The 19,731-nt window shown below is 43.8% G+C and carries 16 protein-coding genes; 15 read left to right on the forward strand and 1 reads right to left on the reverse strand.

Going from position 1 to position 19,731, the window contains the following annotated elements; all coding sequences use genetic code 11:
* Positions 1-67 precede the first annotated feature (67 nt).
* On the forward strand, positions 68-2,659 hold the full coding sequence (locus AA0Y26_RS04140; protein WP_413365373.1) for a M14 family zinc carboxypeptidase: 2,592 nt from the start codon (positions 68-70) through the stop codon (positions 2,657-2,659).
* Between the two features lie 68 nt (positions 2,660-2,727).
* On the opposite strand, the gene AA0Y26_RS04145 is transcribed toward AA0Y26_RS04140, so the two are convergent.
* Positions 2,728-3,939, reverse strand: coding sequence for a helix-turn-helix domain-containing protein (locus AA0Y26_RS04145; RefSeq protein ID WP_413365375.1), 1,212 nt, complete (start codon positions 3,937-3,939; stop codon positions 2,728-2,730).
* A gap of 162 nt (positions 3,940-4,101) precedes the next feature.
* Here AA0Y26_RS04145 and AA0Y26_RS04150 point away from each other — a divergent pair, with 162 nt between their 5' ends.
* The 14 genes from AA0Y26_RS04150 (at position 4,102) to pyrE (ending at position 19,517) form a co-directional block, all read left to right on the forward strand.
* Complete coding sequence (locus tag AA0Y26_RS04150) at positions 4,102-4,479, forward strand: hypothetical protein (RefSeq protein WP_413365376.1); 378 nt, start codon at positions 4,102-4,104, stop codon at positions 4,477-4,479.
* Positions 4,479-6,047 carry a cation acetate symporter gene (locus AA0Y26_RS04155; RefSeq protein ID WP_413365378.1) on the forward strand — a complete coding sequence of 523 codons (1,569 nt, stop codon included), beginning with the start codon at positions 4,479-4,481 and terminating at the stop codon, positions 6,045-6,047. The genes AA0Y26_RS04150 and AA0Y26_RS04155 overlap by 1 nt, the downstream gene beginning before the upstream one ends.
* A gap of 103 nt (positions 6,048-6,150) precedes the next feature.
* Entirely contained in the window at positions 6,151-6,630 is a 480-nt protein-coding gene (gene lspA, locus AA0Y26_RS04160; protein WP_413365380.1) for a signal peptidase II, read from the forward strand.
* Complete coding sequence (locus tag AA0Y26_RS04165; RefSeq protein ID WP_413365382.1) at positions 6,627-7,526, forward strand: RluA family pseudouridine synthase; 900 nt, start codon at positions 6,627-6,629, stop codon at positions 7,524-7,526. Before lspA ends, AA0Y26_RS04165 begins: the two co-directional genes overlap by 4 nt.
* A 425-nt stretch (positions 7,527-7,951) precedes the next feature.
* A complete protein-coding gene (pyrR, locus tag AA0Y26_RS04170; RefSeq protein WP_413365383.1) occupies positions 7,952-8,497 on the forward strand; it encodes a bifunctional pyr operon transcriptional regulator/uracil phosphoribosyltransferase PyrR in 546 nt (181 codons plus the stop codon).
* 20 nt (positions 8,498-8,517) lie between these two features.
* Positions 8,518-9,852: a solute carrier family 23 protein gene (locus AA0Y26_RS04175; RefSeq protein ID WP_413365385.1), complete on the forward strand. Its 1,335-nt coding sequence runs from the start codon at positions 8,518-8,520 to the stop codon at positions 9,850-9,852.
* Positions 9,853-10,037: 185 nt separating this feature from the next.
* Positions 10,038-10,916: an aspartate carbamoyltransferase catalytic subunit gene (locus tag AA0Y26_RS04180; RefSeq protein WP_413365387.1), complete on the forward strand. Its 879-nt coding sequence runs from the start codon at positions 10,038-10,040 to the stop codon at positions 10,914-10,916.
* A gap of 1 nt (position 10,917) precedes the next feature.
* A complete protein-coding gene (locus AA0Y26_RS04185; protein WP_413365388.1) occupies positions 10,918-12,204 on the forward strand; it encodes a dihydroorotase in 1,287 nt (428 codons plus the stop codon).
* Positions 12,204-13,304: a carbamoyl phosphate synthase small subunit gene (locus AA0Y26_RS04190; protein WP_413365390.1), complete on the forward strand. Its 1,101-nt coding sequence runs from the start codon at positions 12,204-12,206 to the stop codon at positions 13,302-13,304. The genes AA0Y26_RS04185 and AA0Y26_RS04190 overlap by 1 nt, the downstream gene beginning before the upstream one ends.
* A complete protein-coding gene (carB, locus tag AA0Y26_RS04195; protein ID WP_413365392.1) occupies positions 13,297-16,494 on the forward strand; it encodes a carbamoyl-phosphate synthase large subunit in 3,198 nt (1,065 codons plus the stop codon). Before AA0Y26_RS04190 ends, carB begins: the two co-directional genes overlap by 8 nt.
* Before the next feature lies 1 nt (position 16,495).
* The gene (locus AA0Y26_RS04200; RefSeq protein WP_413365394.1) at positions 16,496-17,269 is read left to right on the forward strand and encodes a dihydroorotate dehydrogenase electron transfer subunit; all 774 of its coding nucleotides are present in this window, start codon (positions 16,496-16,498) and stop codon (positions 17,267-17,269) included.
* Positions 17,266-18,177, forward strand: coding sequence for a dihydroorotate dehydrogenase (locus tag AA0Y26_RS04205; protein ID WP_413365396.1), 912 nt, complete (start codon positions 17,266-17,268; stop codon positions 18,175-18,177). Before AA0Y26_RS04200 ends, AA0Y26_RS04205 begins: the two co-directional genes overlap by 4 nt.
* A 1-nt stretch (position 18,178) precedes the next feature.
* Positions 18,179-18,886, forward strand: a complete 708-nt coding sequence (pyrF, locus tag AA0Y26_RS04210; RefSeq protein ID WP_413365398.1) for an orotidine-5'-phosphate decarboxylase — start codon at positions 18,179-18,181, stop codon at positions 18,884-18,886.
* Position 18,887: 1 nt separating this feature from the next.
* Positions 18,888-19,517: an orotate phosphoribosyltransferase gene (pyrE, locus tag AA0Y26_RS04215; protein ID WP_413365400.1), complete on the forward strand. Its 630-nt coding sequence runs from the start codon at positions 18,888-18,890 to the stop codon at positions 19,515-19,517.
* Positions 19,518-19,731: the final 214 nt, after the last annotated feature.

Below are 19,731 nucleotides of genomic sequence, written 5' to 3' on the forward strand. Positions count from 1 at the left end.
TCTGCACGATGATAGTTTTACGAGAAATATAATGGGTAATGGAAATGGGAAAGGTGGGAAATAGTGAATGAAACGAAAATGGGGCACTCTTTTTTTAGCTGGCATGCTATGTTTTGGGCTCAGCGGATCCCCTGCAAATGCCGCGCTTGTAGATATTGCAGGTAATACGCATGAATCCGCCATTAAGCAATTGTATGAGCAAGATATCATTGGCGGTTATTCAGATGGTACATATAAGCCTGATGCAAATATTACACGCTCACAGGTTGTCCGTCTTTTAGGCAGATTTATTATAAGAGAAGGCTATGAAATTCCAGAAGATGCATTAACGGACAGCCGCTTTGAGGATATCCCCTCGGAAAGTGATGAAGAATTATTACAGTTAAGTGCTTTATTGTACGAGGAAGGGGTCTTCCAGGGCGCTTCCGGCTATTTAGATCCAAATAACCAAATGCAAAGACAGCATATGGCGGTTGTTATTGTACGAATGATGCATGATGTATTTGAAAAGGATTTAGTAGCTGAATACAAGGATGCAGGCTTTAACACATCCATTACAGATATACATAAGGCCCTTGATGATGAAAAGCGAGAAGCAATTACGGCTCTTGAATACGCAGGGATTACGATCGTAAAGCAATTCAATCCTTCTAATACTGTGACACGCGGTCAATTCGCTTCATTTTTAGTAAGAGCTTTGGAAACAGCAGGTGAAAAAAATGAGCTAAATACATCTGAATCAGGTGGCGAACCAATTGACCCGGCTGGAGAAAGCTCCAATGACATAGTAGATCGGCAGGTAGTATCAGCAGAAGGTCAAGAAGGGATGGGCGAAACGAAACAGCTAGAACAGCAGGCTGCTGCAGACATAGTACTGGGAGAAGAGCTTCTAACATCGGAAAATCTGGAATCTGATACAGAGTTTACAGAAACAGCACAGCCAGTAGATTTTTCAAAAGTGAAAAGCGCTGCAATCACGCGTGGTACGCCTCTATATTCTTCTCGAAATATGAAAAACCAAATTGGTATTTGGCAAAATGAAACATTTATTGTACCAATCACGTATTTGGCTGATAAGCATTTAGTAGTTGTCTCTGCAGGAGGCGAGAAATATTATGTAACGCCTGATGCTGTTGTACCTGCTGCATTAGAGGAAAGCACATCAGAGGGCGAGATAGTAGGGGCTGTCCGTACGGAAAATGCGTATCAACTGCTGGATGCACCAAATGGGAAGGCTATCCTTTCTGGCAATCGGATGACGAAGCTTCAGGTCATTGGTATGACAGATAATTATTATAAAGTGAAACTTGGTCAGAAGGACGGATATATTGCCCTTAGCCAAACGTACATTAATACCCGGAAAAATATAAAGTTAGCGGAAGCTACGACCTTTTCAGCAGGAGGGAAAGCTGCTGGGGAGCTAGCCGCGGGGGCAGTCATTAAGGCATCAGGTTTTGATGGCAGTCATTACAAGATTGCAGTAAGCGGTAAAACATTTACCTTCCCTCGACAAGCGGTTGTGGAAACAGATGAAGCAACGGGTATGGCAGCAGTGATACCAGCTAAATATCCCGAGACAATTACGGCTCAGACAGATACAGCTGTTAAACTTTCATCAGGTAAAGTGATTGGGAAGATCAAAGCGAATACAACAGTAGAGCTGAAAAATATTACTGCTTCAGTAGGGATTATTGAATTTTTAGGTGGCGCCGGCTATGTTAATCTTAGTGATTTTACCCATGCTGACGTCGTTAATCCGACGAAAAATGTTACACATCATGAAATGGAATATCAATTAAAAGTATTCAGCTTACTTTATCCGGAATTTACTGAGTTGAAGACGATTGGTAAATCTGTAGAAGGGCGCCCTATTTATGCACTTCGGGTAGGAAACGGGAAAAAGGAAATCCTAATGGATGCTTCCATGCATGCACGGGAGCATATGACGACAAATGTATTGATGGAGATGATTGATCAATATTCCTACCATTATGTAAGAGGTTCGAAATTTGGTTCTTATCAGGTGAAGTCGTTGCTTGATCAGGCAAGTATCTGGTTTGTGCCAATGATGAACCCAGATGGCGTGACTCTCGTGCAAAGCGGCTTAAATGCCGTTGCTAATAAAGATTTAGTAAGAAAAATAAATGGCAGCCCCAATGTTGCGCGGTGGAAAGCTAATATCCGGGGCGTAGATTTAAATCGTAACTTTGATGCAACATGGAGCTCCATTATATTAACGCCTCCATACAATGTACCTGCCTTTAAAAATTATAAAGGGATTGCTCCTTTTTCTGAACCAGAAGCAAAGGCGCTTCGAGACTTTGTATTAGCACGGCCATTTAAATCTTACATTACTTATCATTCTTCCGGACAAATTATTTATTGGGGTTATGACAGTATGAGTAACCATACTCGGAACTATAATCTCGTCAAAAGTGTAGCAAACGTAACAGGCTATTCAATTATTCCCCCTAATCCAAAGAAACCGACTGCAGCATCTGAGTCTTGGTTTACGAAAGTAAAGAAGATGCCAGCGATGACTGTAGAAATTGCCAAGTATTCTGGTGAAGGACCGGTATCGTTTAGTCAGTGGGAAGATGTCTGGCGCCGAAATCAGACAGTTGGCTTAGTGGGAGCGGCAGAAGCAAGTAAACGATAATAAAAAACTAGAAGGGTAGAGATGAGCCCTTCTAGTTTTTTTATGCTTCATTAGCACGCCAAAAGCGCCTATTTAAAGAAAATCTCCTTTGTATGGCGGTATTCACTCGGAGACAAAGTGACATATTTCTTAAATGTACCGCTATAATAATTCGGTGTGTTAAATCCATAATCAGCCGAAATCTGCTCAAGTGTATGATTGGTCCGCCGCAGCCCTTTCAACGACTGAATCAGCCTTGTATAGGCAACGTACTCGGGGAAATTGCGCCCGGTTTCTTTTTTGAATAGGCGTCCAAAATGTGTGGGACTGAATCCAGCATGGCGTGCAATATGCTGAATGTTGATCGGTTCATGGCACGTTTTTTCAATTAAATCGATTGCCTTGATAATTGAAGGATGTGATGCCAAATCCTCGAAATAACGTATGTGAATACAATCTACAGGCGGCTTTTTCCGCGCCTTTCGAGCCTGTAAATAGGATGTATGAAGATCAAGCGGTTTTTCAAAGGTTTTGCCTATTCCTAAATACATATAAATTTGCTGCTGTTTAAGCTGTTCGATTGCTATGGTCAGGGCATGTACGCCTGCAGTCCAATATTTGAAGGATGCATAGGGTGTGGGCACTTTGATGAGTACAAGTAAATAGCTGTTGAAGTACAGAAAAGAAACCTCGGTAAGAGACGAGAACAATTCATCTAATGTATGTTCAATGATTTTGCTGCATAAATCAACCGTCAGCTGTTTTTCATGCAATAAAAACCCTTGAAGGAATAGGACCGTGTTTGGCAGACTTCCATTTGGGACATGCGATCTTGCCTCAAAAAATTCTTTTTCATCTGTCATTTCTCCGCGTACGAGTCTTCGGAGAAAAGCTTTATAGAAGGGTGATCGCGTTTGGGCAAGCTCAGTGGATAACTCCGCATAACTGACAGGTTCCACCATATGGTCATCAAACATTGTCTGAAGTTTTTTAGCGGCACGCATAAATTTGTTTTTTTGTACGGGTTTAATAAGTAAATAGGGTAGTTCCAGTTCCATGGCAATTGGTGAGGAGTGGGCAAGGCGTTCATGAACAATTGGTACGATTACACAACTGGGATTGTACTTTTTAAATCGCTTTACGACTACCCAGTCGAAAAGGCGGTTGATTTCTTTAATATAAATATGAGCGCAGGAATGCTCCTGTACTAGCTCGTATTTGGACTCTAAAAAATTGTCCAGCCATTGATGAATTTCTGCTTTTTCCTTGCCATCCCTTATTTCCAGATAAATTTGCAGCATCTCTATTCCCCCCAATGATATTGCAGAAATAATCAGTATATTAAATTATTATACAGAAAATAGCGAAAAGTTGTATTAGTACAGTGAAAAAATGTAAGGGTATGAAAGATGAAAACCTATACAATAATTGTAAGATTGGTAATTTCATAGAGGGGGGCTTTTATGGCGGGAGATTACAGAGATTACGACTATGTAGAGGCAGGCACGGTGGATGTGAAAGATTTAAAGCCGCTGGATCCGCAAATTAGGGGGATCATGAAGGGTGAATTGTCAACTGGGCTCGTACTAACCATTGTTTATTTTGTCTTTATCTTTTCTATTCCGATTATGAACTGGTTTTTACCTGATTTGGCATTTTCTAAGTTCTGGGGTGGTATGACATTCACCTGGTTCGTAACAACGGTTGTTGCCATGATAATGGCAGTCGTGATTGCGGGAATTCATACATTCCTTTATGAACGACGTCTAGTAAAATATGAAGATGAAATCATCAAGTATGAGCATAGCAAACAACCATCTGACAATAAGGTGGTGGAATAATGCTGGAGCTACTGTTATCACCTAAAATGATTATGACAATCTTTTTAATGGGGACGATTGTCTATATCACATATTTAACAAAAAAGAACGAAAACGCTTCTGAGTTTTTCGTAGGGGGGCGCAGCTTTGGTTGGTTTACGAATGGTTCGGCAATCGGCGGGGATTATTTAAGTGCAGCGACATTTCTTGGAATTGCCGGCTTAACGTTCCAGCTTGGTTATGATGGTGCCTACTATGCTTTCTGCTTTTCGATTGGTTTAACATTATTGGCTATTTTCGTAGCAGGACCGCTGCGCAGATTTGGAGCCTATACAGTAGCTGACTTTTTAGGCTACCGTTTCCACAGTAAGCGAGCACGGCTGGCTGCAGTACTGGTCGTATTTGCAATTTCCGGCTTTTATGCCGCTCCTCAGCTTTTAGGAGCTGCACAAATTTTAAGCATGTTCTTTGGGACATCCTATGAATTCGGTATTATTTTTACATGTGCAGTAATGGTATTTTATGTAGGTGTCGGCGGAATGAAGGGAACGACGATTAACCAGGCATTAGAATTATGGATCCGTTTAGGCGCTTTCATCATTATGGCAGGGGTTGCAATCTATAGCGGACTTCACTACGACAAAGTGTTAGACGGCATCAATTCATTCACTGGTCCGATTGCTGATACTTCTCCGTATGCAATTGACGGTAAAGATTTGGAGTTCGATGGTGAAAGCTGGAGTGGGACAGGCTTCTATTTCCCTACATTCTGGGATACGATCAGCATGACGATTGGGTTGGCACTCGGTACGATCGGACTGCCGCATATTCTATTGCGCTTCTATACAAACCCAAGCGCAAAAGCAGCACGTAAATCGGCAATTATGGCAATCGCTATTGCCTCTGTCTTCTTCTTATTCGCTGTGTATTTAGGAACGGTAGGACGCGCTATCTTCTTAGGGGGAGAGGCTAGTGATCAGGTTATGGCTGATATGGTGACCGGTGGGAATAACATGGTCATTCCATCTACAGCCCAAGCGCTTGGCGGTGAATGGCTGCTCGGTCTTGTCATCGCGGGTGCGTTCGCAGCCATTTTCTCAAACTTATCCGGGCTGTTTATTGCAAGCTCAGGTGCGCTGGCCCATGATTTATATGGGACGTTTATCAAAAAGGATTTAACACAGCGTCAACGTGTAATGGCAGGGAAAGTTGCTATTCTGATTTTAGCTGTTGTCTACGGTGCTCTCGGATTACTTGTTAAGGATGCTTCAATCGGCCATCTCGTTGCATTAGCCTTTACTGTAGCAGCCAGTACGTTTACGCCGATATTCATCCTTGGCATTTGGTGGCGGGGAATGACGGAAAAAGGAGCGATCGCCGGGTTGATTGTCGGACTGGTCGTCTCTATGTGGATGATTTTCCTGCCGAGTACAGTACCAGCATTCCTAACGTTTAAAATTCCTGGTATCGTGACGGTTCCAGTCGGATTCCTGGCGGTCATCATTGTGTCGCTGATTGACCGGAAAGTGCCAGCCGATGTAAATGAATTCATGGTGAAGGTGCATTCCAAAGAATCCGAAACAGCCTAGGAAGATGTATGTATGCATTGTCGAGAAATCGGCAATGCTTTTTTTGTTTTCCCTATCCCTCCTATGGTAGAATAGATAAGATATCGTGTAGGGGGCGTCTAATGTGTATAAGTACTATAGTTTAGCCGCGCTTGTTATTTTTCTGGACCAGATAACAAAGTGGATGATTGTTAAAAATATGGAGCTTGGTGAACGTATTGCTATTTGGGATCCTTGGCTTGGACTTTTATCCCACCGGAACCGCGGAGCAGCGTGGGGGATGCTGGAAGGACAAATGTGGCTCTTTACAATTGTGACAGTCGGTGTAATCGCAGCGATTATTTACTTCTATCATACTGAGGCGAAAGGCAAGCCATTTTTCCAGGTAAGTTTAATGATTTTACTAGGCGGTGCGGTCGGAAACTTTATTGACCGTCTATTTTTAGGAGAAGTAGTTGATTTCGTGGATGTACTCATTCCAGTGATCGATTACCATTTCCCGATATTCAATATTGCAGATGCGGCATTGACGATTGCCGTAGTCATGCTGTTAATTGCCATTATATTAGATGACCGAGCAGAAAAGAAAAAGGTGAAAAAATGATCGAAACATATACTATTGAGGAACAACATGCTGGAGAGCGCATTGATAAGGCGTTATCAAGCCAGCAATCTGAATGGTCACGTACACAAATTAGTAACTGGATTACAGATGGCCTTGTAAAGGTAAACGGAGCTGCAATAAAAGCAAAGTATAAGGTGAAGGCAGGGGATATCGTAGAAATCGATGTACCGGAAGCTGAGCCGCTTGAAGTTGTAGCGGAAGACCTGCAGCTGGAGATCGTTTATGAAGACGCCGACGTGCTTGTCGTGAACAAGCCGCGCGGGATGGTTGTGCATCCGGCGCCGGGTCACATGACAGGTACGCTTGTCAATGGACTGATGTATCATTGTAAGGACTTATCTGGGATTAATGGTGTTTTGCGTCCGGGTATCGTCCACCGTATCGACAAAGATACAACAGGGCTTTTAATGGTTGCTAAAAACGATGTGGCACATGAAAGTCTAGTCAACCAGCTTGTTAATAAAACAGTAACGCGTAAGTATACAGCGTTAGTTCATGGCCATATAGCTCATGATAAGGGAACAATCGATGCACCAATCGCACGTGACCCGAAAGATCGTCAGAAACAGGCAGTAGTTGATGGAGGGAAGCATGCCGTAACTCACTTCCAGGTAATTGAACGTTTCGGAGATTATACGCTTGTGGAATGCCGACTTGAGACAGGCCGTACACATCAGATTCGTGTTCATATGAATTATATTGGATTCCCTCTTGTAGGAGACCCAAAATACGGGCCAAAGAAGACAATCGATTTTGGCGGACAAGTGTTACATGCAGGAGTTTTAGGCTTTGAGCACCCTGTCACAGGTAAGTATCTTGAATTTTCCGTCCCGCTTCCTGAAGATTTTGAACAACTGCTTCAATCGCTAAAATAAAAACTAGTTATTTTGTGATGAAAAAAGCATGGGAACTTATTTTTCCTATGCTTTTTGTTGTTTGGAAGTAAAAGGCCGAAAAAAACTGATAATTCTTAATTCAAACACATTTATGTTTAGTTGTCCGACCTCTTGAAATATCCTTGACTTCCGATTTCCGCGGGTCTATACTAGCAACAGTTAAACAAAAGATTCGACGAGAGCGAATCTGTTGACGAGTGAAATTGAATATTCACCTTTAATAGCAGTCCAGAGAGGCTGAGAAGGTACTTGTGAAGCGACGAATGATTTGTGCTGCAAATCTTTACGTACGCACTATTTCCACATGCAAACTTTCCAATCCTCTAGAGACACTCTAGGGGATTTTTTATTTGGGATAGCACAAACTACCGGACGGATAAAATACATAGAAAGGAGAGGTAAATATGCCACAAATTACAGAGCTTTTAGATGGTACTTCACTGAATCGTGCTTTAACGCGGATTGCTCACGAAATTATCGAACGGAATAAAGGGATCGATGAGTGTATCCTTGTCGGCATCAAGACACGCGGTGCCTTCTTGGCACGACGTTTGGCGGAGCGTATTGAAAAAATCGAGGGAAAGCCGATTCGTACAGGTGAGCTAGATATCACTTTATATCGAGATGATCTTTCGACAAAGCAAGTAAACGATGAGGCACAGGTGCAGCAAGTTGATATCAATTATCAAGTTGATGATCAAAAGATCGTCCTTATAGATGATGTACTTTATACAGGCCGTACTGTTCGAGCAGCGCTGGATGCGGTAATGGATCTGGGCCGGCCTTCACAAATTCAATTGGCCGTACTAATTGATCGTGGACATCGGGAATTGCCAATCCGCGCAGATTATGTAGGAAAAAATATTCCTACAGCTAGTCATGAAAGAATCGTAGTTAATTTGGTAGAAGCAGATGGCCAGGATATAGTCACAATTCATAAAGAAGATTAAATAAAAGCGGGGAACTAAGGATGTCAAAACCAGTATTAGATATCAATGAAAAACCATCAGGCGGTCAACTGCTTACACTAAGCTTTCAGCACATGTTTGCAATGTTCGGTTCAACAATATTAGTACCACAGCTAGTTGGATTAAGCCCTGCAATTGCACTGTTGACAAGCGGTATTGCGACACTCATTTTTTTGATTGTCACGCAGTTTAAAGTACCGGCTTATCTAGGCTCATCCTTCGCCTTTATTTCACCGATTATTTATGCAGCGGGTCTGAATGAGGAAACGCGTATGAGCATCAACCCGGGCAATGCGATGATCGGTGCCATGGCGGTAGGGCTAGTCTACGGAATTGTTTCCTTATTAATTTGGAAGACGGGCTATAAATGGCTGATGCGCTTATTGCCGCCGATTGTTGTAGCACCGGTAATTATCGTAATTGGTCTTGGATTGTCGGGAACAGCGGTAAATATGGCGATGAATATCGATGTAGAGGTATTAGATGAAGCGACAGGTGTAATGAAAAATGTTTCACAATACAGCGGTCTGCATTTCTCGGCTGCACTCGTTACACTGTTCGCAGCGATTATTTTCACGGTGTATTTTAAAAATATTTTAAGCGCCATGCCGATTTTGCTAGGCCTCATTGTCGGGTACCTTTATTCACTAGTAATTGGGATAGTAGATTTTACACCAGTAAAGGAAGCAGCGATGTTTGCCTTACCGGAATTCTTAATCCCGGGTGTGGACTATGAATTCAATATTACAGCAAAAATCCTGCTGGCAATGGTACCGATTGTTATTGTGACAATTTCGGAGCATATCGGCCACCAGCTTGTACTAGGAAAAGTAGTGAATCGCAATTATGTAAAAGATCCCGGCTTGCATCGCTCCCTGCTGGGGGACGGTCTTGGCACATTTGCAAGTGCGCTGATCGGCGGCCCGCCGAAGACAACATATGGTGAAAATATCGGGGTACTGGCCATTACGCGTGTGTACTCAGTGTACGTAATTCTAGGGGCAGCAATCATTGCTATCATCGTTTCCTTCTTTGGAAAAGTGATGGCACTGATCTCCACAATTCCAACAGCAGTACTTGGCGGAATCTCCATCCTGTTGTTTGGGATTATCGCTTCTAGCGGTTTGCGCATGCTAGTAGAGAGTAAGGTAGACTTCGGAAACAACCGTAACATGGTGATTGCATCAGTTATTTTGGTTGTAGGAATCGGAGGCGCGGCAGTCCGTTTCAATGAATCGTTCGCAATCGAGGGGATGGCACTTGCAGCTATCATCGGTGTGATTCTAAACTTGCTTCTACCAGGACGCGAGAAAAATGTAGAAGACTATGATAATTAAATAGAAGTACCTTTTAAAGATTGTCCAGAGAGGCAGCAAGGGGAAAGACAAGGGATTGGCACATAATTTTTATATGATGCTGTAGCTTGTCACACCCTAAATTGCCTCACTATCTTCACTAGTGAGGCTTTTCTTTTGCTAGTAGAAAATAAGAAAGTATTCGTTCGAATCGGAGGCGCGTTTGCATGAAGAATTTATTGTCAATGGAACATTTAACGAATGAAGAAATATTACACATTCTTGATAGGGCACAGGCATTTGAAAATGGTGAACAGCCGCAAGTTGACCGCTCTTATAACGTAGCCAATCTTTTCTTTGAGCCAAGTACACGTACGAAGACAAGTTTTGAAATGGCGGAACGGCGAGTTGGCTGTACAGTGATCCCATTTGATGCAGGCTTTTCTAGTGCATTAAAAGGAGAAACGATGTACGACACCGTAAAAACGCTTGAAATGATTGGAATGGATGCGGTAGTCATTCGCGCCAAGGAAGACGAGTATTACAATGAGTTACTTGAAGGTATCGATTGTGCAGTCATTAATGCTGGGGACGGGGCAGGCCAGCATCCATCGCAAAGTCTGCTTGATCTGTTCACGATACGTAAAGAGTTCGGAACATTCGAAAATCTAAACATTACCATCGTTGGCGATATCACGCACAGCCGGGTCGCAAAATCAAATGCTTCAGCGCTTACCCGATTAGGGGCAAATGTCCGATTCCTATGTCCGGAAGAATGGGCAGGCGATTTCGAAGCGGCTCACTCATGGGAGGATGTACTAGAAGATAGCGATGTAATCATGTTACTCCGTATCCAGCACGAACGGCATGCGGTAAGCAAGAATTTCTCGAAAGACGGTTACCATGATGAATTCGGTTTAACAGCAGAACGTGAAAAACGTATGAAGACGGAGGCAATTATCATGCATCCGGCACCAGTGAACCGGGATGTAGAAATTGCGGATGAATTGGTAGAGTGTGAACGCTCTCGCATTTTCCAGCAAGTGCGCAATGGTGTCTATGCACGAATGGCAATCCTTGAAACGATTTTGAAGGGACGGAAATAATATGACAATCACTTATATACACAATGTACAACGGTTAAATGAAAGCGGCGATTTAGAGCTTTCATCTATAACAGTGGAAGATGGAATGATTACGGCAATCGGGGAAGAAATGCCACAGGAGCAAGGGATAATCCAAGTGATCGATGGCGGCGGGAATTTTCTTTCACCAGGCTTTGTCGATGTACATACACATTTGCGTGAGCCTGGCTTTGAACATAAAGAGACAATAGCGACAGGCTCTGCAGCAGCAGCTCGCGGCGGGTTTACGACAATCTGCGCAATGCCGAATACAAAGCCTGTTCCAGATTCGGTGGAGAATATGCAGTTGATTAATGGATTAATTAAAGACAGTGCAGTAATTCGTGTACTGCCATACGGCTCCCTGACAAAGGATATTTCAGGTGAGGTACGCACGAATATGGAACAACTGAAAGAGCAAGGAGCAGTTGCATTTTCTGATGATGGAATTGGGATTCAGCTCGCTTCTACAATGTATGAGCAAATGAAGGAAGCGGCCCGTTTAAATGCGATTGTCGTAGCGCATTGTGAAGATAACTCCTTGATCTATGATGGGGTTATGCATGAGGGGAAACGAAATAAAGAGCTTGGGCTGCCTGGAATTCCATCGATCTGTGAATCAGTTCAAATTGCCCGTGATGTCCTGCTTGCTGAAGCAGCAGGTGCCCGCTACCATGTCTGCCACGTGTCGACGAAGGAATCTGTACGGGCTGTACGTGATGCAAAGGCAGCTGGTATCAAAGTAACTGCGGAGGTTTGTCCGCACCATCTTCTGCTAGAAGAAATGGATATCCCTTCGGATGATGCGAACTGGAAGATGAATCCGCCGCTTCGTGCAAAGGATGACCAAGATTCCTTGCATGCAGCGCTTCTTGACGGAACGATCGACTGTATCGCAACGGACCACGCACCGCACACTGTGGAAGAAAAATGCTGTGGTATGGTAGGGGCACCATTTGGCATTGTCGGCTTTGAAACAGCATTCCCATTGCTATATACAAACTTTGTGAAAACAGGTAAATGGACATTGAAACAGTTAGTCGACTGGATGGCGACAAAACCGGCTGAAATCTTTGATTTACCATACGGAAAAATTGAAGTAGGAGCTGCTGCTGACTTCACTATTATTGATTTAGAAAAAGAAATGACAGTGGACGCAGAAGGATTCATCTCAAAAGGACGAAACACGCCATTCAATGGTTGGGCCGCACAAGGCTGGCCGATCATGACAATTTTTGAAGGCAATATCGTATATCAGGAGGCAGAATAATGAAAAAACGTTACTTAATTTTAGAAGACGGTACAGTGTTCCACGGGGCAGCATTTGGCAGTGAAAGAGAATCACAAGGGGAAGTCGTATTCACAACAGGGATGACAGGCTACCAGGAAACATTATCCGACCCTTCATTTTACGGACAAATTGTTACTCTGACATATCCATTGATCGGTAACTACGGTATAAATCGTGATGATTTCGAATCGATTACACCAGCCATTCGCGGATTCGTTGTCCGCGAACTTGCGGAACAGCCGTCTAACTGGCGTTCAGATACGTCTCTACATGATTACTTGGCATCTCAAAATATCCCTGGTATCGAAGGGATTGATACACGTAAGCTGACGCGTATCATTCGCTCAAAAGGTGTGGTCCGTGCCATCCTGACAGCGGCAGATGCAGAAGTAAATGTAGAGGAAATTGTAGAAAAGCTACAGGCAACACCATTGATTACACATCATGTAAAGGAAGTATCACCAAAAGCTGCCTATCCATCTCCAGGGCGCGGCAAACGTGTTGTGCTGCTTGACTTTGGTATGAAGCATGGTATTTTACGGGAATTAAACAAGCGTGATTGTGATGTACTTGTTGTTCCTTACAATACACCGGCAGAGCAGATTCTTGCTTGGCATCCAGATGGTATCATGCTGTCGAACGGTCCTGGTAACCCAGAGGATGTGACAGAAGGAATTGAAACGATCAAAAATTTAATCGGAAAAGTGCCAATGTTCGGTATTTGTCTGGGCCATCAGCTGTTCAGCCTGGCCTGCGGTGCTGCTTCCTTCAAGCTGCCATTTGGACATCGCGGGGGAAATCACCCAGTAAAGGATTTACGTACAGGACGTACGGATTTAACTTCTCAAAACCATGGCTATGCCATTGATATTGAGTCATTAAAAAATACGGATCTAGAACTGACACACGTTGCGTTGAATGACGGTACTTGTGAAGGTGTTCGCCATAAGAAATATCCGATTTTTACAGTGCAATATCATCCAGAAGCATCCCCGGGTCCGGAAGATTCAAACCACTTATTCGATGAATTCATTGAAATGATGGAAAATGAAGCAGCAAAGGAGAAACAACATGCCTAAACGTACAGATATCAACACAATTTTAGTAATCGGCTCAGGTCCAATCGTGATCGGTCAAGCAGCGGAGTTTGACTATGCAGGAACTCAAGCGTGTCTTTCATTAAAAGAGGAAGGGTATCGCGTCATCCTGATTAACTCCAACCCAGCGACAATTATGACAGATACAGAAATTGCAGATAAAGTTTATATCGAACCAATTTCGTTAGAATTCGTATCACGTATCCTTCGTAAAGAGCGTCCAGATGCAATCCTTCCTACATTGGGCGGCCAAACAGGGCTGAATATGGCTATTGAGCTAGATGAGTCAGGGATTTTGGATGAACTTGGTATCGAGATTTTAGGGACAAAGCTGGATGCAATCCATAAAGCGGAGGACCGGGATCTGTTCCGTAATTTAATGTATGAGCTTGGTGCACCTGTTCCTGAGTCAGATATCATTCACAATCTAGACGAAGCACGTACATTTGTTGCAAAAATCGGCTACCCTGTCATCGTGCGTCCTGCATTCACATTAGGCGGTACAGGCGGAGGTATTTGTAATAACGATCAAGAATTAGAGGAAATCGTTACTTCCGGTTTGAAGTATTCACCGGTAACACAATGTCTGCTTGAAAAGTCGATCGCAGGCTATAAAGAAATTGAGTATGAAGTAATGCGTGATGCAGTGGACAATGCCATTGTCGTATGTAATATGGAAAACTTCGATCCGGTTGGTATTCACACAGGTGACTCGATTGTTGTAGCACCGACACAGACATTATCTGACCGTGAAAACCAAATGCTGCGCAATATCTCTCTGGATATTATCCGCGCTTTAAAAATCGAAGGCGGGTGTAACGTACAGTTAGCACTAGATCCAAACAGCTTCCAATACTATGTTATTGAAGTAAATCCGCGTGTATCTCGTTCATCAGCACTTGCTTCAAAAGCAACAGGTTACCCGATTGCAAAATTGGCTGCTAAAATTGCCGTAGGTTTGACACTTGATGAGATCAAAAATCCGGTAACAGGTTCAACATTTGCCTGCTTCGAGCCGGCACTGGACTATATCGTGGCGAAAATCCCACGCTGGCCATTCGATAAATTTGAAGCTGCAAAACGTAATCTAGGCACACAAATGAAGGCGACTGGGGAAGTAATGGCGCTTGGCCGTACATTTGAAGAAGCAATACTGAAAGCAGTTCGTTCTCTTGAAACAGGCCATGTTCATATCGAGATGAAACATCCGGAAGAATTATCGGATTCCTGGATTGAAAAGCGTATCCGTAAAGCCGGAGATGAGCGTCTATTCTTCATCGGTGAAGCACTGCGCCGCGGTGTCACAATTGAGCAAATCCATGACTGGTCAGCAATCGATTTATTCTTCCTCCACAAACTGAAAAAAATTGTGGATATGGAAACAACATTGGCAGAAAACAAACAGGATCAGGACGTATTACGTACAGCAAAACGCCTGGGCTTCGCAGACAAAAAAATTGCTGAAATTTGGGAAACGACACAGGAAGAGGTGTATGCTTTCCGTAAAGAGCGCGGCATCATTCCTGTTTACAAAATGGTTGATACATGTGCAGCAGAGTTCGATTCTCAAACACCTTACTTCTATGGCACATACGAGGAAGAAAACGAATCAATCAAAACAGATAAGCCATCTGTTGTGGTCCTTGGTTCGGGACCGATTCGTATTGGACAGGGAGTTGAATTTGATTACGCGACAGTCCACTCTGTATGGGCAATCCAGGAAGCAGGCTATGAGGCGATTATCATCAACTCAAATCCCGAGACAGTATCAACGGACTTCTCTATTTCGGATAAATTATATTTTGAGCCGCTGACAATAGAAGATGTTATGCACATTATTGATCTTGAACAGCCGATCGGTGTAGTTGTACAGTTTGGCGGCCAGACAGCGATCAATCTTGCAGATAAATTAGCAGCATATGGTGTGAAAATTCTTGGTACAACTTTAGAGGATATCGACCGTGCAGAAAACCGCGATAAGTTTGAATCGGCGTTAAAAGAGTTAGACATCCCGCAACCGCCGGGAGATACGGCCACATCTGCTGAAGGGGCACTTAAAATTGCGAAGAATCTTGGCTTCCCTGTACTAGTACGTCCATCTTATGTTCTTGGCGGCCGTGCAATGGAAATTGTCTATAACGAGGATGAATTGAAACATTATATGGAAAATGCAGTAGAAGCATCACCGGATCATCCCGTACTAGTCGACCGTTACCTGACTGGCCAGGAAATAGAAGTAGATGCAATTTGTGATGGAGAGAATGTATTGATTCCTGGTATCATGGAGCACATTGAACGTGCAGGTGTTCACTCCGGTGACTCGATCAGCGTATACCCGCCTCAGAAACTAACAGAAGCACAGAAGGAAACGCTGGTAGATTACACAACGCGTTTAGCCAAAGGCCTGGGCATTGTTGGTCTGATGAATATTCAATATGTAATGAGCGAAGGAGAAATTTACGTTATTGAAGTAAACCCGCGCTCATCTCGTACCGTACCTTTCCTATCGAAGATTACGAACATTCCGATGGCGAATATCGCGACAAAAGCAATCCTTGGCCAGACAATCGTGGAACAAGGCTATCCGACAGGTCTAGCGAAGGAGCAAAAAGGTGTATTCGTGAAAGTACCGGTATTCTCTTTTGCAAAATTGCGTCGTGTAGACATTACATTAGGTCCTGAAATGAAATCGACAGGTGAAGTAATGGGGAAAGACTCCACATTAGAAAAAGCGTTATACAAAGGCTTGGTAGCAGCCGGTATGGAAATTAAGACGCACGGTACAGTATTGTTTACTGTATCTGATAAAGATAAGGAAGAAGCCATTGCACTTGCAAAACGCTTCTCAACAGTCGGCTACCGCATCATGGCGACAGAAGGAACGGCAAAAGCATTTGAAGAGGCCGGTGTTCGTACAGATGTAGTAGAAAAAATCGGCGCAAAAGGAAAAACATTAATCGATGTCATCCAAAACGGTGAAGCACAGCTTGTTGTGAACACATTAACAAAAGGGAAACAGCCGGCTCGCGATGGTTTCCGTATTCGACGTGAATCAGTTGAAAACGGAGTACCATGCTTAACGTCACTTGATACAGCAGAGGCGATGCTGCGTGTTATCGAGTCAATGACGTTTACTGCCGAAGAAATGCCGAAAGCGGAGGTAGTACACTAATATGATTCGCAACGAACGCATGACAGTCGTTCATCAAGCGAAAATTGCTCATAACATTTTTGAATTAACACTACAAGGCGAACTTGTTCAGGACATGGCTCCTGGACAGTTCGTTCACGTACGTGTGGGGGAAAGTTTTGAGCCGCTTTTACGACGTCCAATCAGTATTGCAAATATTAATCAAGATATGAATGAGTTTACGATGATCTATCGTGCGGAGGGCCGTGGTACAGAGCTTCTCTCAAAAAAACAAGTTGGCGACACAGCAGACGTATTAGGTCCGATCGGCAATGGCTTCCCAGTAGATGCGGTGGCACCAGGTGGCACCGCACTGCTTGTCGGGGGAGGGATCGGTGTACCGCCGCTTTATGAATTAGCGAAGCAATTAAACGCACGAGGGGTTCGAACAATTCATGTGTTAGGATTTCAATCTGAAAATGTTACATTCTATGAGGAACAATTTTCAGCTCTTGGAGAAACATACTATGTCACAGCTGACGGTACAAAGGGGACAAAAGGTTTTGTGACGAATCTGTTGGATGAGCTGAAACCGGAATTTGATGTGTTTTACTCCTGCGGACCTCTGCCAATGTTAAAGGCATTAGAAGCACAATTCCCCGAAAAGCCCGGCTACCTGTCCTTTGAAGAACGGATGGCTTGCGGCATTGGTGCGTGCTTTGCCTGTGTGTGTAACACAACGGAAGCAGTAGAGAAAGACTATGTAAAAGTGTGCTCAGACGGGCCGGTATTCCCGAAAGGAGTTGTGGCGCTATGAGCCGTATCAATGTTGAATTACCAGGTTTACAATTGAAAAATCCAATAATGCCGGCATCCGGCTGCTTCGGATTTGGTCGTGAATATGCACAGTTGTATGATTTATCGAAGCTAGGTGCCATCATGATTAAAGCTACAACAGTAGAGACACGCACAGGAAACCCGACACCCCGTGTAGCGGAAACAGCGGCAGGGATGCTGAATGCAATAGGTCTCCAAAACCCTGGCCTTGATAAAGTATTGGCGGAAGAACTGCCGTTTTTAGCATCTTATGATGTGCCGATTATCGCGAATGTAGCGGGTACTGAAATTGCTGATTATGTAGAAGTGGCTGACCGCATTTCAAAAGCGCCGAATGTCCAGGCATTGGAGCTGAATATTTCGTGCCCAAATGTGAAGTGTGGAGGTATTCAGTTTGGTACAGATCCAGCAACAGCTCAGCAATTAGTGGAGGCGGTAAAAGCGGTTTCGAGTGTACCGGTATATGTAAAGCTCTCGCCAAACGTTACGAACATCGTTGATATTGCAAAAGCTGTTGAAGCAGGCGGTGCGGACGGTATCACTATGATTAATACATTGATCGGTATGCGTCTAGATGAAAAGACAGGCAGGCCAGTTATTGCCAATGGCACCGGGGGGCTTTCAGGTCCTGCGGTTAAGCCTGTCGCAATCCGGATGGTATACGAAGTCTATAAAAATGTTACTATTCCGATTATCGGAATGGGCGGCGTGACCAACGCACAGGATGTCATTGATTTTATGAGTGCAGGCGCTTCAGCAGTTGCGGTAGGAACGGCAAATTTCGTAGATCATTTTGTATGTCCGAATATTATTGATGAACTGCCATCGAAGTTAGAAGAGCTTGGGATAGAACATATTTCAGAGGTTATTGGAAGGAGCCATCGTTAACATGAACAATAAACCGATTATTGCATTGGACTTTCCGGGAGAGAAAGAGGTATTCCAATTTTTAAATGAATTTGACGAACAGCTTTTTGTCAAAGTAGGGATGGAGCTCTACATGCAGGAAGGACCGGATATTGTAAGAAAAATCAAAGAAGAGGGTCATGAGATTTTCTTGGATTTAAAGCTCCATGACATCCCGAATACGGTAAAGTCGGCAATGAAAGGTTTAGCACGTCTAGGCGTGGACTTAGTAAATGTTCATGCAGCAGGTGGCAAACAGATGATGGAGGCTGCATTAGAAGGCCTTGAAGAGGGAACTCCGGTTGGTAAAAGTAGGGCTGCTTTAATTGCCGTAACACAGCTGACATCGACGACAGAGGAACAAATGCAGCGTGAACAGCGCATTGACCTGTCGTTGATTGAATCAGTATTACATTATGCACAGCTGACAAAACAGGCTGGCCTCAATGGTGTTGTATGTTCAGTACATGAAGCACGTGCAATTGCTGATGTATGTGGAGAAGATTTTCTACGTGTGACACCAGGCATTCGTATGAGCGGCGGGGCGGCACATGATCAGAAACGAGTTGCTACGCCAGATGGTGCCCGCCGTGACGGTTCATCATTGATTGTTGTAGGTCGTGCCATTACAGAGGCAGCCGATAAACGCGCAGCATATAAAGAAGTTTGTGAATTATGGGAGGAAAAATAATATGACATTACAAAAAGAAATCGCACACGCAATGCTAAAAGTTGGGGCGGTTGAGCTAAATCCGACAGAACTTTTTACGTGGGCTTCGGGTATTAAATCACCGATCTACTGTGATACACGCTTAACGATTTCAGATCCTGCCATTCGTAAGCAGCTGGCGAATGGATTGGCTCAAAATATTCAAGAGTTTTTCCCAGCAACAGAGGTAGTAGCTGGAACAGCGACAGCCGGCATCCCGCATGCAGCCTGGGTTGCTGATATTCTAGAATTGCCGATGGTATATGTGCGCTCCAAAGCAAAAGAACACGGCCGCGGTAATCAAATTGAAGGAAAATACGCGCCAGGCCAAAGGGTTGTTGTAGTAGAAGACATTGTCTCAACAGGCGGCTCTTCTATCACCGCAGTAGAAGCATTACGTGCAGCAGGCTGTGAAGTGCTTGGTGTCGTATGTGTATATACATACAATCTTCCAAAAGCTGAAGAAGCATTTGATGCAGCCGGTATAAAATATGTGTCACTCACAAACTTCGACTATCTAGTAGAAGCAGCAAACGAGTCCGGCGCCATCTCCCAGGAGCAAATCCCATTTCTTAAGGAGTGGCATGGAAAACTTAAGGCTGGAACGCTTTAAGTTTTCCATGCGACGAGGATTGTGATTGCAAGGCAATGACAACCACAGGAGCATAATGAATGGGGGCCGGCATAAGCCGGGCTTCACTGCTTAAAGCAGGGAACCTATAAAAGCAAAGAAGGTACACCTAAAAAGGATAGGATACAATTTATTTAGATAGAGCTGTGGCGAAAGCAAAGCGACAGCCACATTGGAAAACTTAAGGCTGGAACGC

Origin of the sequence: Lysinibacillus canaveralius (assembly GCF_047301505.1) — a bacterium.
In the GTDB taxonomy this organism is placed as follows: Bacteria; Bacillota; Bacilli; order Bacillales_A; family Planococcaceae; genus Lysinibacillus_B.

What these genes read in the sequence shown, in the direction of transcription:
- pyrE (WP_413365400.1), top strand. Translation starts at nt 18,888, where the DNA reads ATGACATTACAAAAAGAAATCGCACACGCAATGCTAAAAGTTGGGGCG.
- AA0Y26_RS04200 (WP_413365394.1), top strand. Translation starts at nt 16,496, where the DNA reads ATGATTCGCAACGAACGCATGACAGTCGTTCATCAAGCGAAAATTGCT.
- AA0Y26_RS04180 (WP_413365387.1), top strand. Translation starts at nt 10,038, where the DNA reads ATGAAGAATTTATTGTCAATGGAACATTTAACGAATGAAGAAATATTA.
- AA0Y26_RS04145 (WP_413365375.1), bottom strand. Translation starts at nt 3,939, where the DNA reads ATGCTGCAAATTTATCTGGAAATAAGGGATGGCAAGGAAAAAGCAGAA.
- AA0Y26_RS04190 (WP_413365390.1), top strand. Translation starts at nt 12,204, where the DNA reads ATGAAAAAACGTTACTTAATTTTAGAAGACGGTACAGTGTTCCACGGG.
- AA0Y26_RS04185 (WP_413365388.1), top strand. Translation starts at nt 10,918, where the DNA reads ATGACAATCACTTATATACACAATGTACAACGGTTAAATGAAAGCGGC.
- AA0Y26_RS04205 (WP_413365396.1), top strand. Translation starts at nt 17,266, where the DNA reads ATGAGCCGTATCAATGTTGAATTACCAGGTTTACAATTGAAAAATCCA.
- pyrR (WP_413365383.1), top strand. Translation starts at nt 7,952, where the DNA reads ATGCCACAAATTACAGAGCTTTTAGATGGTACTTCACTGAATCGTGCT.
- AA0Y26_RS04155 (WP_413365378.1), top strand. Translation starts at nt 4,479, where the DNA reads ATGCTGGAGCTACTGTTATCACCTAAAATGATTATGACAATCTTTTTA.
- AA0Y26_RS04175 (WP_413365385.1), top strand. Translation starts at nt 8,518, where the DNA reads ATGTCAAAACCAGTATTAGATATCAATGAAAAACCATCAGGCGGTCAA.
- carB (WP_413365392.1), top strand. Translation starts at nt 13,297, where the DNA reads ATGCCTAAACGTACAGATATCAACACAATTTTAGTAATCGGCTCAGGT.
- AA0Y26_RS04140 (WP_413365373.1), top strand. Translation starts at nt 68, where the DNA reads ATGAAACGAAAATGGGGCACTCTTTTTTTAGCTGGCATGCTATGTTTT.
- AA0Y26_RS04165 (WP_413365382.1), top strand. Translation starts at nt 6,627, where the DNA reads ATGATCGAAACATATACTATTGAGGAACAACATGCTGGAGAGCGCATT.
- pyrF (WP_413365398.1), top strand. Translation starts at nt 18,179, where the DNA reads ATGAACAATAAACCGATTATTGCATTGGACTTTCCGGGAGAGAAAGAG.
- AA0Y26_RS04150 (WP_413365376.1), top strand. Translation starts at nt 4,102, where the DNA reads ATGGCGGGAGATTACAGAGATTACGACTATGTAGAGGCAGGCACGGTG.